Source organism: Rhodobium gokarnense (genome assembly GCF_025961475.1).
Lineage (GTDB): Bacteria > Pseudomonadota > Alphaproteobacteria > Rhizobiales > Rhodobiaceae > Rhodobium > Rhodobium gokarnense.
Genome location: NZ_JAOQNS010000012.1, coordinates 1 through 13732 on the forward strand (window position 1 = coordinate 1; position 13732 = coordinate 13732).

Sequence of the window (13732 nt, forward strand, 5' to 3'; positions counted from 1 at the left end):
CCCGTTCGGGCTTGCGAACGCTTTGCGTTCGAACCGTCGCCATCATCACTCGCGGCGAATTCGCTTCGCTCATCGCCTCCGGCGGGGCGGCCTGACCGGCCGGCGCCCGTTCGGGCTTGCGAACGCTTTGCGTTCGAACCGTCGCCATCATCACTCGCGGCGAATTCGCTTCGCTCATCGCCTCCGGCGGGGCGGCCTGATCGGCCGACGCCCGTTCGGGATTGCGAACGCTTCGCGCTCGAACTGTCGTCGTCGTCGCTCACGGCGATGGCTCGCCGAACTCGTCGCCGCGCAGGAGGTGGGCGATGCGGTCGAGCACACCGTTGACGATGCGCGGCTCGTCGCCGTCGTAGAATGCCTTGGCGACGTCGATATATTCCGACAGCACGGCGCGCACCGGCACGTCGCGGCGCGCCTTCAGCTCGTAGACGCCGGCGCGCAGGATCGCCCGCAGCGTCGCGTCGACCCGCTTCAGCGGCCATTCGGCAACGGCGAGCGCGCGGTCGATCTCCGGATCGATGGCGCGCTGCTCTGCGACGACGCCGGAAACGAGGTCGCGGAACCAGCCGGCATCGGCCGCCTGAAACTGGTTGCCGTCGACCTCCTGGCCGCCGAGGCGGTAGGTCTCGAACTCGGCGATCACCTGGTTGAGCGAGGTGCCGGCGATCTCCATCTGGTAGAGCGCCTGGACGGCAGCAAGGCGGGCGACGCCGCGCCGGTTGGCCTTGCCGGCGCGGGGACGGGAGGCGGGACGGTCGGGTTTTCCGGGGTCTGCCATCTTGGCGGCGTTTGCTCCGGTCAAAGCTCGAGATCTTTGCGCAGTTTGCAGAGCGCGAGCGCCGCATTGACGGCAACGGCGCCCTTGTTGCGGTCGATGGTGCCGGCGCGGACCCAGGCCTGCTCGCGGGTCTCCACGGTCAGGATGCCGTTGCCGACGGCAAGGCCCTCGTCGATGGCGATCTGCATGACGCCGCGGGCGGACTCGCCGGCCGCGATGTCGTAGTGCGAGGTCTCGCCGCGGATGACGCAGCCAAGGACGACGACGCCGTCGAAATCGATCGTGCCCTCGTCCATCGCCTCCATGGCGATGGCAAGCGCCGGCGGGATTTCCAGAACGCCGGGAACCGAAATGCGCTCATAGGTGGACCCGGCGGCGTCCAAAGCCTCCGTCGCGCCCTTCACCAGTTCGTCCGAGATATCCTCGTAGAACCGCGCATCGATGATGAGAATGTGCGGGCTGTCCTTGCGCATGCTTTGGGGGTCCTGGCTTGTCCGTTGTCCGGCGCGGAGTGGAACCACGGCGCGCCGGCTTTGTCCACCACTAAATGCGCATGCCGGACCCGCCCGGTACCCGCCCGCGCCTACCCGGCTTCGGCGAGCCGGGCGGCGTAGCGCGCCATCAGGTCGACCTCGAAATTGACCCTGTCGCCGGCCTTCTTCCAGCCCCAGGTGGTGATTTCCAGGGTGTGCGGGATCAGCATGACGTCGAAGGTTGCGTCGTCGACGCCGTTGACGGTCAGCGAGGTGCCGTCGAGGGCGACGGAGCCCTTTTCGGCGACGAATTTCTTCAGTCTGTCCGGCACGCGGAAGGTGAGCCTGGCCATGTCGGCATCGTTGTCGCGGGCGATGATTTCCGCAACGCCGTCGACGTGGCCGGTCACCAGGTGGCCGCCCAGTTCCTCGCCGAGGGCCAGCGCCCGTTCCAGATTGACCCTGGTGCCGATCTGCCAGCCGCCGAGGGTGGTGCAGGAAAGCGTCTCGTCGGAGGCCTCGACGTCGAAATAGGAGACCCCGTCGTCGAGCCGGCCGGCTTCGACCACGGTCAGGCAGATGCCGGCATGGGCGATGGAGGCGCCGATCGCGATGCTGTCCGGATCGTAGGTGCTGGCCATTCGGATGCGCACGCCGGTGGCGCGCTTGTCGATAGCAATGACGGTGCCGACGTCGGAAACGATACCTGTGAACATGTCAGTCTCCTTCGCGCGCAAAAAGGCGCAGAAGATCAGGGCCGAAGCCCCGGGTTTCGGTTTCGGTGAAGCGGGAAAGGGCGAGGCCGGCGCGCACCATGTCGGGCGCGGCGATGCCGCCGGGGCCGATTTCGCCGGGGCTGGAAAAAATCGCGGCGCGGTCGACGAGACCTGCGGACAGAAGGGCCGAGGCGAGGTCCGCCCCGCCCTCGACCATGACGCTGGTGAGGCCGCGCGCGGCAAGGAGCGTGAGCGCGATGCGAAGGTCGATGCGACCGTCCTCAGCGGAGGGAGCCGCGATCACGACGACGCCGGCGGCCTGCAGCGCCCTCACCCGCTCCTGCGGCGCCGCCTTGCCGACGATCGCCCAGACGGGCGCAGCGGCGATGCCCTCCACCATCCTTGCGCCGAGCGGCAGGCGGGCGTTGGTGTCGAAGACGATGCGCACCGGCGAGCCGTCGGCCATGCCCGGCAGCCGGCAGGTGAGCTCCGGGTCGTCGGCAAGGACGGTGCCGATGCCGACGGCGATGGCGTCGTGCTCGGCCCGCATCAGGTGGACGCGGGCGCGGGCTTCCGGCCCGGTGATGGCGACCTGCCCCTCCCCCTTGCGGCCGATCATGCCGTCGGCGGAGACGGCGAGCTTCAGCGTCACCAGGGGCCGGCCTTCGGTCACCTTCAGGATATGGCCGCGGACGATTTCGCGGGCCTCGGCCCCGCCGATACCGACGGCAACCGAAACACCGGCAGCTTCCAGCGCGCGGTGCCCGCCCCCGGCGACCTCCGGGTTCGGGTCCTCCATAGCGCTGACGAGGCGGGCGATGCCGGCGGCCTTCAGGGCATCGGAACAGGGCGGCGACTTGCCGTGGTGGGAACAGGGCTCAAGCGTCACGTAGCAGGTGGCGCCGCGGGCCGCGGTGCCCGCCTCGGCAAGGGCGACGATCTCGGCATGGGGACGGCCGCCGGCAGCCGTGACGCCTCTGCCGACGACGACCGGGCCGTCCTCGGTTTCCGCCACGATGATCGCGGCCACCGACGGGTTCGGCCAGGTGCGGCCGAGGCCGCGGCGGGCAAGGCCGAGGGCCGCCGCCATGAAGCGGCGGTCGCGCTCCGCGTCGGGCCGGGTTACGGCAGGTGGCATCGAGGCGCCAGGCGCTGCCGCGTCAGTCGTCGGCCTTGTCAGCGTCGTCATGTCCCTCACCGGAGAGCTCTCCGAGGAAGGCCTCGAAGTCCCTGGCCTCGCGGAAATCCCGGTAGACCGAGGCAAAGCGCACATAGCCGACGTCGTCGATGCTCTTCAGCGCATCCATGACGAGGAGGCCGATGTCCTTGGCGTTGACCTCGCTCTCGCCGGAGCTTTCGAGCTGACGCACGATGCCGGAGACCATGCGTTCGATATGGTCCGCATCGACGGGACGCTTGCGGAGCGCCACCTGGACCGAGCGCAACAGCTTCTCGCGCTCGAACGGGACCTTGCGGCCGGAGCTCTTGACCACCGTCAGCTCGCGCAACTGCACGCGCTCGAAGGTGGTGAAACGGCCGCCGCAGGTCGCGCAGACCCGGCGGCGGCGGATCGCGGTGTTGTCCTCCGTCGGCCGGGAATCCTTCACCTGGGTGTCGTCGCCGGCGCAGAACGGGCACCGCATCGCGTCAACCCTGGTAGATCGGGAAGCGGCCGGTCAATGCCTTGACCCGCTCGCGAACGGCCGCCTCGACGGCGCCGTTACCGTCCTCGCCGTTCTCCTTCAGGCCCTTCAGGACCTCGATGATCATCTCGCCGACCTGTTTGAATTCCTCGGTGCCGAAGCCGCGGGTGGTGGCGGCCGGCGAGCCGAGGCGCACGCCGGAGGTGATCGTCGGCTTTTCCGGATCGAACGGCACGCCGTTCTTGTTGCAGGTGATGTAGGCCCGGCCCATGGCGGCTTCCGCAGCCTTGCCGGAGAGACCCATGGGGCGCAGGTCGACCAGCACCACATGGGTGTCGGTGCCGCCGGAGACGATGTCGAGGCCGTTGGCCGACAGCGTCTCGGCAAGCATCGCCGCGTTGTCGACGACGGCGCGGGCATAGGCCTTGAAGTCGTCGGAAAGCGCCTCGCCAAAGGCCACCGCCTTTGCCGCGATGACATGCATCAGCGGACCGCCCTGGAGGCCCGGGAACACCGCGGAATTCACCTTCTTGGCGATGTCCGCATCGTTGGTCAGGACGGCACCGCCGCGCGGCCCGCGCAGGGTCTTGTGGGTGGTGGTCGTCACGATATGGGCATGCGGGATCGGGCTCGGATGGGCGCCGCCGGCAACGAGGCCGGCAAAGTGCGCCATGTCGACCATGAAATAGGCGCCGACCTCATCGGCGATCGCGCGGAAGCGGGCGAAGTCGATGTGGCGCGGATAGGCCGAGCCGCCGGCGATGATGATCTGCGGCTTGTGCTCGCGGGCGAGCGCCTCGACCTCGTCGAAGTCGATGCGGTGGTCCTGGCGGCGCACCCCGTACTGGACCGCGTTGAACCACTTGCCGGACTGATTCGGGCGGGCGCCGTGGGTCAGGTGGCCGCCGGCATCGAGGCTCATGCCGAGGATGGTGTCGCCCGGCTTGGCGAGCGCCATGAAGGCGGCCTGGTTTGCCTGGCTTCCGGAATTCGGCTGGACGTTGGCGAACTCGCAGGAGAACAGCTTGGTCAGGCGCTCGATGGCGAGGTTTTCCGCCACGTCGACGTGCTCGCAGCCGCCATAATAGCGCCGGCCCGGATAGCCCTCGGCGTATTTGTTGGTCATCACCGAGCCCTGCGCCTCCAGCACGGCGCGCGAGACGATGTTTTCCGAGGCGATGAGCTCGATCTCGTGTTGCTGGCGGCCCAATTCGTCGGCGATCGCGGCGGCAATCGCCGGGTCGGCCTCGGCCAGGGGCGTGGCAAACATGTCCTCATTGGCCGGCGCGGCGGCCGGGGTCTCTGTTTTCAGCATCTTGGTCCTGATCTCGCCTGTTGAGCCTTCAAAAGAATCGGCTGCCCTCGCGCTTGCGATCTGCGAACGGCGCGCGCGAAGCCTCGCCCCGCGCATAGCACAAGATGCGGAGCGGCACCAAGGGATATGGCAGCGGGCGGGGATCAGACTCTAGATATATGTCTTGGGGGGAACGCCGGGCGCCGGGTCCGCGTCGTCCGAGTGCGTGGCCTCAAGGCGCCGGCGGAGCTTCGCCATGGCGATGCGCTCCAGTTCGGCCTGGGAGGTCGACGCCGGGCCGAAGATGACGACCTCGGTCCCGGTCTCCTCGTCGATGGCGGCGACCCGGACCTGCCGGCCGACGGGAATGAACTCGAAATAGACCGTGCGGCCGCTGCTGCGGCGGCGGCCGGTCATGCCGCCGCCCGCCGCTTCAAGGCGCGGCTGCGCCCGTCAGTTCTGGTTCTGGGCGAGATTCCCGGCGCCATCACGATTGTAGACGTCGTCGCGGAAGTTAACGATGCCGTCGGCGGTGGCCCAGGCGGTGATGTAGGTGGTGTAGATCGGCACCGGATGCTTGATGCGCACGTCGATGCGCTCGCCGGAACGGATCACCTCGTCGACGCGGGCGCGGTCCCAGTCAGGCGTCGTCTCCAGGAGCCAGCCGATCAACTCGCGCACGTTCTGGACACGCACGCAGCCCGACGAGTGGAAACGCCGGTCGGTGCCGAACAGGGTCTTGGCCGGCGTGTCGTGCAGATAGACCGAGTGCTTGTTGTAGAAATTGATCTTCACCGAGCCCATGGAGTTGATGGCGCCCGGATCCTGGCGGAAGCGGTAGTTGACCGCCTCGTCGGTGTGCCAGTTGATCTGCTCGGCGGTCAGCTCGTTGCCGGACTGGTCGTAGATCCGGATCTTGTTGTCCGCGAGATAGGTCGGATCCTGGTTCATCTTCGGAATCAGGTCCTTGCGGATGATGCTCTCCGGCACGTGCCAGTAGGGATTGAAGTTGAGCTCGTGGATCTTGGAGGCCAGCAGCGGCGTCTGGCGGTCGATCTTGCCGACGACGGCGGTGTGGCGCGAATGGACGCGGCCGTTCTCCACCGCCTCGATCTCGGCGGCCGGGATGTTGACCATCACGTAGCGGTCGCCGAGGAAGCCGGACATGGAACGCACGCGGATGAGATTGGTCTCAAGCTGGTGCAGGCGCACGGCAACGGGCACGTTGAGGGCGGCCAGCGTGTAATTGCCGACGACACCGTCGGGCTGGAAGCCGTGGCGAAGCTGGAACCGGCGCACGGCAAAGGCAACGTAGGAGTCATAGGTGTCCGAGAGGCCGGCGCTCTGCTCCAGGTCGCCGGTCACCATCAGGCGCTTGCGCAGGGTGACGACGCGGCGGTCGCGGGCGCCGATGCGCAGCTTGCTGCCGCCGGGCACCCGGGGCCAGCCGCCGCGCGCGGAAATCTGGGCGTATTTCTGGATCGCCTGCTCGATATAGGCGGCCGTCTCCGGCGACAGGGTCGGCTGGTCGGACTTGACCGCCGTCTGGTCGCGGATGGTGGCGTCGAACCGGTCGGACCACTCGCTCTGGCGCTTGTACTCCATCAGCACATTGAGGGGGCTCTCGTCGCCCGCGAATGCCGCGCCGAACGGGCTGGCGGCAAGGGCGGCGCCAAGGCCGGCACCCACTGCCTTCAACGAAAAGTCACGCCTGGAGATCATCAATCCGCGGTCCTTCGGTTTTCCGGTTTCTCGTATCGTTCTTCTTTACTGGCGGATTCCCGCCGTCGCATGCCCGGCTCTGATACCATGGATATGGTTAACAGAAGCCGACCGGTGAGGTCGTGCGCTCACACATTTCGGTGAGCCGCGTCCCGAGGCGCCAATCCCGGCCCGGGCAACCGACCTTTTCACTGAAACGAACACGCGTTCACTGAAACGAACACTCGGGCGGCGAAACGGTTCCACCGCACACGCCACCCCTCTAAAGTCAAAGCAATATGGCGTCTTCATGTCACGGGGAAAGATGCCCTCGTTTTTCAACGCATCGCGGCAACGACGAAAAACGCCCCGGCCCTAGAAAGCCGGAGCGTTTTTTTTCGTCTGGAGGTGCCGACGATCAGAGCCTGTAGAGGATCTGGTCGGTCCAGAAGCGCTCGAGCCGCTGCAGCGACTTGTTGAGCTGGCGGAAGTCTTCGGCGTTGATGCCGCCCACCGGCTCGATCGAGGCCATGTGGCGCTCATAGAGATCGTTGATCACGTGAGCGACCTTGTGGCCCTTGTCGGTCAGGCTGATGCGAACCGAACGGCGGTCGACGCGCGAGCGCTGGTGGTGGACATAGCCCATGTCGACCAGCTTCTTCAGATTGTAGGACACGTTGGAGCCGAGGTAGTAGCCGCGCGTGCGCAGCTCGCCAGCCGTCAGTTCCGCGTCGCCGATGTTGAACAGAAGCAACGCCTGGACGCTGTTGATGTCCGACCAGCCCATGCGGTCGAATTCGTCCTTGATGACGTCGAGGAGACGGCGGTGCAGCCGTTCGACGAGCGTCAACGCTTCCATGTAAAGGGGCTTGATGTCTGTTTCCTCGACGGTTTCGTCGAGCACATCGACTGCCCTTTTGGCACTGATCATAGTGTTACGCCTCACTGTCATTGCGGTGGCTTTTTTCCCACTCGCGGTCGACAGTAACCGTAGCCATTGAACATCGGCTTAAACGGCAGGCTGAAAATTTTATTAAAATCAGAGCTCTTGGCGGCAGCGTTAATTCTTGGTGTGCAAAGCCGATCGCTTTGTCATCAATCAGCCCTCCTTACCGCGCAGGAAGTTGATAATGCCTGAAAAGTCCGTGCCTTCGGCGCCGGAATTGCAGAACAGGGAATAGAGCGCGGCCGCCTCGGCGCCGAGCGGGGTCGCGGCCGAATTGGCCATCGCCGCATCCTGGGAGAGCTTCAGGTCCTTCAGCATCATCGCCGCGGTAAACCCGGCCTGGTAATCGCGGTTGGCCGGCGAGGTCGGCACCGGCCCCGGCACCGGGCAATAGGTGGTCAGCGACCAGCACTGGCCGGAGGCGGTGGACGACACCTCGAACAGCTTCTGCTTGTCGAGGCCGAGCTTTTCGGCGAGCACGAAGGCCTCCGAGACGCCGATCATGGAAATGCCGAGGATCATGTTGTTGCAGATCTTGGCGGCCTGGCCGTTGCCGGCGCCGCCGGCATGGACGATCGACTTGCCCATGATGTCGAGGAAGGGCTTGGCCGCCGCGAACGCCGTGTCCGGGCCGCCGACCATGAAGGTGAGCGTACCGGCCTCCGCGCCGCCGACGCCGCCGGAGACCGGGGCGTCGACCATCATCATGCCGGCCGCTGCGGCAGCCTCGGCGACGCGCCGTGCGGTGGCGACGTCGATGGTGGAGGAATCGATGAGGAGGCTTTCCGGCCGGGCATGGGCGAGGACGCCGTCCGGGCTGCAATAGACGTCCTCCACATGCCGTCCTGCCGGCAGCATGGTGACGACGACGTCGGCGCCGGCGACCAGTTCGGGAACGCTCGCGGCGATGCTGCCGCCGGCCTCGGCAAAGCGCTCACGCGCCGCCTCGGAAAGGTCGATGCCGGAGACCTCGTGTCCGGCCTTGACCAGATTGGCGGCCATCGGCCCGCCCATATTGCCGAGCCCGATAAACCCGATCGATGCCATTGTCGTTGCCTCCCTCAAAGTTTTTTTTCCGTTTTCAGCCGATCTGGCAGCCGTTTTTTTACGTTCTTCAGGCGGGCCTCATTCCCGCTGGCGCTCGCGCTCGGCGAGCCAGGTCAGTACGAAATAGATGGCGACGGTCGTCAACAGGAAGGTGATTTCCCAGGGGCGCTTTCCGAAGGTCTCCCAGAAGATCGCGTGCATGACGACCTGGGTCAGCACGCGCACCAGCCAGATGACGACGCCCCAGGAGACGGTCAGCCACAGGCCTATGGCGGCGACGAGGTCGATGACGGCGAAGAACGCCGTCACCGTCTGCCATTCCACCGGCATTTCCCAGATCCACAGGCCGCGCCACTTGGAGTAGCCGACGATGCGGCCCCAGTGGATGATGCCGGCGCCGATCAGGTGGATGGCGAGCAGGCGCATGTACCAGACGAGGATGTCGCGCCAGGGCGGGCGCGACCTTGTCGTATCGGTTTCCTCAGGGGTGATGGACAACGGGTGTGACCTGCCTCAAGCGTCTGGAAGGTCCAGGTCGCCGCCGGGCGGCACCTGGAAATGGGCGTCGATGTCGATGCTGTCGACGTGGGAGAATTCCGGCGGGTCCCAGCGCGCCACGGAATTCTTGTCGATGATCGCGGCGCGGATTCCCTCATAGAAATCGTGGCCGTGCAAGACCCGGCTGACGATGCGGTATTCCAGGCGCATGCAATCGTCAAAGGAAAGCCTGGCGCCGCGGCGCATCTGCTGGAAGGCGATGTGGAGGCTGGTCGGCGATTTTTCGCGGATCGTCGCCGCAGTCTTTGCGGCAAATTCGGCGTGTTCGCCCTCCTCCCGGTCGAGGGCGGCGAGAATGCCGCCGAGCGAGTCGCCGGCAAACAGCCGGTCGATCACTGGAGCGGTTTCGGCAAGCGGTGCCGGTCCCGGATCGCGGGCGAAGCGGTGGAGCGCCGCATCCACGTCGTCGGCCTCGGCGAGCGCCTCGATGATGGCGCTAAGGTCGTCGGAAGCGACGGTATGGGTGGCGATGCCGGCCCAGCGGGCATCGGCCTCTTTCAGCCGGGCGCCGGTCAGCGCGCAGTACATGCCGGTCTCGCCCGGCAGCCGCGGCAGAAAATACGTGCCGCCGACATCGGGGAAGAAGCCGATGCCGACCTCCGGCATGGCAAAGCCGATGCGCTCGGTGGCGACGCGGTGCGAGCCGTGCACGGAAATGCCGACGCCGCCGCCCATGACGATGCCGTTGATGAGCGCGATGTAGGGCTTGGGATAATGCTTGATGGTGGCGTTCAGCCGGTATTCGTCGCGGAAGAAGTCGATCTGGCGCGGATCGCCGGCCTTGCCCATGTCGTAGATGTGGCGGATGTCGCCGCCGGCGCAAAAGGCCTTGTCGCCGAGCGCCTCGACGACGACGTGGCGGACGCTGTCGTCGTCGCGCCAGGCATCGAGCTGGGCCTGCAGCTCGTTGGTCATCTCATGGGTGAGCGCGTTGAGGGCCTGCGGGCGGGCCAGGGTCACCAGGCCGGCATGGCCGCGCTTTTCAAAGAAGATTTCGACACTCGACATCGCCGACGCACTACCCTTTTACCGAACACATCGATTTTCGTAACGATCAGGCCATCGCCCCGCAACATCAAGGCGGCAAATTCATCGGCCCGGACGGCGGCTACTCCTTGAACAGGTCGCGGGCAATGATCAGGCGCATGATCTCGTTGGTGCCTTCCAGGATCTGGTGGACGCGCACATCGCGCAGGTGCCGCTCGATGGGGTAGTCGCGCAGATAGCCGTAGCCGCCATGCATCTGCAAGGCGCCGTTGACGACGTCGAAGCCGACGTCGGTGGCGATCTTCTTGGCCATCGCCGCCTGGCGGGTGGCGCCGGGCGCCTTGTCATCGACCATCATCGCCGCCTTGTGGAGCATCAGCCGGGCGGCCTCCAGGTCGGCCGCCATATCGGCGACGCGGAACTGCAGGGCCTGGAACTCGGCGATGGCGCGGCCGAACTGTTTTCTTTCTTTCATATAGTCGATGGCGCGTTCCAGGCAGATCTGCCCGGCACCGAGGGAGCAGGCGCCGATATTGATGCGGCCGCCGTCGAGCCCGGCCATGGCGATGGAAAACCCCTCGCCTTCCGCGCCGATCCGGTTCGCCACCGGCACCCGGCAATCGTCGAACTGGACCATGGCGGTCGGCTGGCTCTTCCAGCCGAGTTTTATCTCCTCGGCGCCGAAGGAGAGCCCGGGCGTTCCCTTTTCCACCACCAGGCACGAAATCCCCTTCGGGCCGTCGCCGCCGGTGCGGACCATGACGACATAGACGTCGGAAACGCCGCCGCCGGAAATGAACGCCTTGGCGCCGTTCAGCACATAGTCGTCGCCGTCGCGTTCCGCGCGGGTGCGCAGGGCGGCCGCGTCGGAGCCGGAGCCCGGCTCGGTCAGGCAGTAGCTGGCAAAATGCTCCATCGTGCAGAGCTTCGGCAGGAAGCGCCGGCGCTGCTCGTCGTTGCCGAAGCTGTCGATCATCCAGGCGGCCATGTTGTGGATGGAGATGTAGGCGGCCGTCGAGGTGCAGCCCTTGGAGAGCTCTTCGAAGATGATCGCGGCATCGAGCCGGCCGAGGCCGGAGCCGCCGACGTCGTCGCGCACATAGATGCCGCCGAAGCCGAGCGCGGCCGCCTTCCTCAACGGCTCGACCGGAAAGATCGCCTCCTCGTCCCAGCGGCGGGCCTCGGGCTCCATCTCCTCGCGGGCGAACTGACCCGCCATCTCCTGGAAGGCGCGCTGCTCCTCGCTGAAGGAAAAATCCATCGGCGTTTCCTCTTTATCGTTTTCAATTGGGATAGGTGACGCCGCAAGGCGCGTCAATCGGCGGTTGGGGGCGCGGAAGGCGCAACGGCAAACGGCGGCCCCGATGGGACCGCCGCTCGCAAGGTCGTTGCCGGGCAGCAGCCGGTCAGGCGGCGGCGACGTCGGCGAGGAATTTCTCGATCTCGGTGCGGAACGCTTCGGTGTTGCGGGCCGCCTCCTCGGTCGCGGCGAGGACGGAACTCGCCGAGCGGTTGGTCTCGGTGATCGCCTCGTCGAGTTCGCCGATGCCGGCCACCGCCGACTGGGTGCGGCTGGCGGCGTTGCCGATATTGTGGCTGATCTCGTTGGTCGCCGAGCCCTGCTCGACGACGGCCGCGGCAATCGCGTTGGTGTACTCGTTGACCTCGCCCATGGTCGCGGTAATGCCGCCGATCGACTCCACCGCCTCGTCGGTCGACGACTGGATGGCGCCGATCTGGGCACTGATCTCCTCGGTTGCCTTGGCGGTCTGGCTGGCCAGTTCCTTGACCTCGGCGGCGACCACGGCAAAGCCCTTGCCGGCCTCGCCCGCCCGCGCCGCTTCGATGGTGGCGTTGAGCGCGAGAAGGTTGGTCTGTTCGGCGATCGCCTGGATCAGCGTGATGATCTCGCCGATCTTGGAGGCCGCCTGGGCGAGCCCTGCCACCTTTTCGTTGGTCGCCTTGGCGCCGCTGGTCGCCTTTTCGACGATGCCCGTGGTGCGCTCGACCTGGTTGGAGATCTCCTCGATCGAGGAGGCCAGTTCCTCGGCCGCCACGGCCACCGACTGGACATTGTCGGAGGCGTGCTTGGAGGCATCGGTCGCCGAATTGGCCTGTTCGGCGCTCGATCGCGCCACCTGCTCCAGCGTGCTCGCCGTCGCCTTGAGGCTGGCATTGGCGTTCTCGACGCCGGAAAGGAGCTGCTGCGAGGTCGACTGGAAGCCGGCAATCAGCGCCTCGATGCGCTTCTGGCGGACGTCCTGCTCGTGGTGCTCGTTGACCTGCTCGTGTTCCAGCCGGTCCTGCTCCACCCGGTTGGCCCGGCAGATTGACACCGCGCGGGCGATCTCGCCGATCTCGTCGTGGCGGTGTTCGCCCTCCACCTCAAAGCCGGTGCGCCCGTCGGCCAGTTCCACCACGTGGTCCGTGACGGTGCGCAAGGGGCCGAAGATCGACCGGCTGGAGAAAAAGAGCGTACCGCCGGCGATCAGCAGCAACAGGACGGCAACGCCGATGCCCACATTGCGGGCGGCCGCGGCCGTCGCCCGGTAGCCGGTCTGATCGACGGCGATGACGGCAACCGCGACCGGATTGCCGGAAAAGTCCGGGATCGGCATCTGCTCGACGAAATAATCGCCCGACGCCGCCGTGATGCCGTCGTCGGCGGTCTCTTCCAGGAGCGCCGCGGCGTCCATGCCCTCCGGCAGCTGGTTGCCGATGATTTCCGGACTGTTATCGGTGAGGCGGAAGATGGCGGCCGGGTGGCCGGTTTCCTCGACGAATTCCTTGACGAAGAGATCGTGGAAGCCGAGGCCGAATTCGACCGATCCGACATGCCGCCCCTCATAGGAGACCGGCACAACGCCGCGGATGCCGATGCCGGCAACGCCCTTTTCCAGGCCCGAGATCGGCGCCTTTTTGGCGTTGGTCTCGACCACGGTCTTGCGGAAGCCGGACAGGTCGTCACCGAACTTTTCCGCCTTGTGGACGCGCAGGAACGAGGTCGCCGGCGGCAGATGGAACTGGAACTGGCGGATGCCGTACTGCTTCTTCAGCTCAGGGAAAGCGGCGAGGAACTCGGCCGCCAGCGCCTCCCGGTCGCCGGCGGCAAAAAGCTGCTGGATGCGGGTCTGGCCGGCGACGACCTCGGCCAGCACCAGGGCCTGGCGGCTGTCGGCCTCGATGCGGGCCCGGAGCTGCTGCTTGGTGCTGTCCACCTCGTGGCGAAGCGCGGTGGAAATGAGGTCGCTGGAAACCCATTGCGCGATGGCGATCGTGGACACTGCCCCGAGCACGGCAAGGGCGCCGATCGCCAACATCATGCGGGCGCGAATTGTTTTCATTATCGAAATCTCCGACGTACAGGCCGGATCAACTCCCCCGTCCGGCTCTGGGTCGGCCCTGCGGCGGAACGCTTTGCTGAAGGTTGCAGTGCATGCTGCCGGGCCAACCACAGGAGACCCTTTTTTGGTTAAGATTCCCCTTCCTGCGAAGTTAATCGACCGGTCTCTGCAACTATACGATGGTGTTTTTTACGGAGTTAAACATCCCGCGCGCCTCCGTGCGGGGAGGAACGATCGCATGGTTG

At 66.3% G+C, this 13732-nt stretch carries 13 protein-coding genes and 1 pseudogene; all 14 read right to left on the reverse strand.

The annotated features are described in order from the left end of the window. Positions 1–259: 259 nt before the first annotated feature. The 14 genes and pseudogenes from nusB to M2319_RS18320 all read right to left on the reverse strand — a co-directional run bounded on the left by nusB (position 260) and on the right by M2319_RS18320 (position 13487). Complete coding sequence (gene nusB, locus M2319_RS18255) at positions 260–778, reverse strand: transcription antitermination factor NusB (protein ID WP_264602902.1); 519 nt, start codon at positions 776–778, stop codon at positions 260–262. A gap of 20 nt (positions 779–798) precedes the next feature. Beyond that, positions 799–1251, reverse strand: coding sequence for a 6,7-dimethyl-8-ribityllumazine synthase (gene ribH, locus M2319_RS18260; protein WP_264602903.1), 453 nt, complete (start codon positions 1249–1251; stop codon positions 799–801). A 110-nt stretch (positions 1252–1361) separates the two neighbouring features. Next, positions 1362–1967, reverse strand: a complete 606-nt coding sequence (locus M2319_RS18265; protein WP_264602904.1) for a riboflavin synthase — start codon at positions 1965–1967, stop codon at positions 1362–1364. A 1-nt stretch (position 1968) separates the two neighbouring features. Continuing rightward, positions 1969–3105, reverse strand: a complete 1137-nt coding sequence (gene ribD, locus M2319_RS18270) for a bifunctional diaminohydroxyphosphoribosylaminopyrimidine deaminase/5-amino-6-(5-phosphoribosylamino)uracil reductase RibD (RefSeq protein WP_264602905.1) — start codon at positions 3103–3105, stop codon at positions 1969–1971. A 22-nt stretch (positions 3106–3127) separates the two neighbouring features. Then, a complete protein-coding gene (gene nrdR, locus M2319_RS18275) occupies positions 3128–3610 on the reverse strand; it encodes a transcriptional regulator NrdR (RefSeq protein WP_264602906.1) in 483 nt (160 codons plus the stop codon). 4 nt (positions 3611–3614) lie between these two features. Beyond that, positions 3615–4880 carry a serine hydroxymethyltransferase gene (gene glyA, locus M2319_RS18280; protein ID WP_264603084.1) on the reverse strand — a complete coding sequence of 422 codons (1266 nt, stop codon included), beginning with the start codon at positions 4878–4880 and terminating at the stop codon, positions 3615–3617. Between the two features lie 195 nt (positions 4881–5075). Continuing rightward, the gene (locus M2319_RS18285) at positions 5076–5321 is read right to left on the reverse strand and encodes a DUF6898 family protein (RefSeq protein WP_264602907.1); all 246 of its coding nucleotides are present in this window, start codon (positions 5319–5321) and stop codon (positions 5076–5078) included. Positions 5322–5357: 36 nt separating this feature from the next. Next, positions 5358–6626: a L,D-transpeptidase family protein gene (locus M2319_RS18290; protein ID WP_264602908.1), complete on the reverse strand. Its 1269-nt coding sequence runs from the start codon at positions 6624–6626 to the stop codon at positions 5358–5360. A gap of 397 nt (positions 6627–7023) precedes the next feature. Beyond that, entirely contained in the window at positions 7024–7536 is a 513-nt protein-coding gene (ldtR, locus tag M2319_RS18295; RefSeq protein ID WP_264602909.1) for a transcriptional regulator LdtR, read from the reverse strand. A 168-nt stretch (positions 7537–7704) separates the two neighbouring features. Beyond that, positions 7705–8622 (reverse strand): annotated as a pseudogene (gene mmsB / locus M2319_RS18300) (3-hydroxyisobutyrate dehydrogenase); the annotation flags it as partial. A gap of 54 nt (positions 8623–8676) precedes the next feature. Next, entirely contained in the window at positions 8677–9096 is a 420-nt protein-coding gene (locus M2319_RS18305) for a DUF6163 family protein (RefSeq protein WP_264602911.1), read from the reverse strand. Between the two features lie 15 nt (positions 9097–9111). After that, on the reverse strand, positions 9112–10164 hold the full coding sequence (locus tag M2319_RS18310; protein WP_264602912.1) for an enoyl-CoA hydratase/isomerase family protein: 1053 nt from the start codon (positions 10162–10164) through the stop codon (positions 9112–9114). A 100-nt stretch (positions 10165–10264) separates the two neighbouring features. Continuing rightward, positions 10265–11404 (reverse strand): isobutyryl-CoA dehydrogenase, encoded by a 1140-nt coding sequence (locus M2319_RS18315; protein WP_264602913.1) that lies wholly within the window; start codon positions 11402–11404, stop codon positions 10265–10267. A 145-nt stretch (positions 11405–11549) separates the two neighbouring features. Further along, on the reverse strand, positions 11550–13487 hold the full coding sequence (locus M2319_RS18320; RefSeq protein ID WP_264602914.1) for a methyl-accepting chemotaxis protein: 1938 nt from the start codon (positions 13485–13487) through the stop codon (positions 11550–11552). Between the last annotated feature and the right edge of the window lie 245 nt (positions 13488–13732).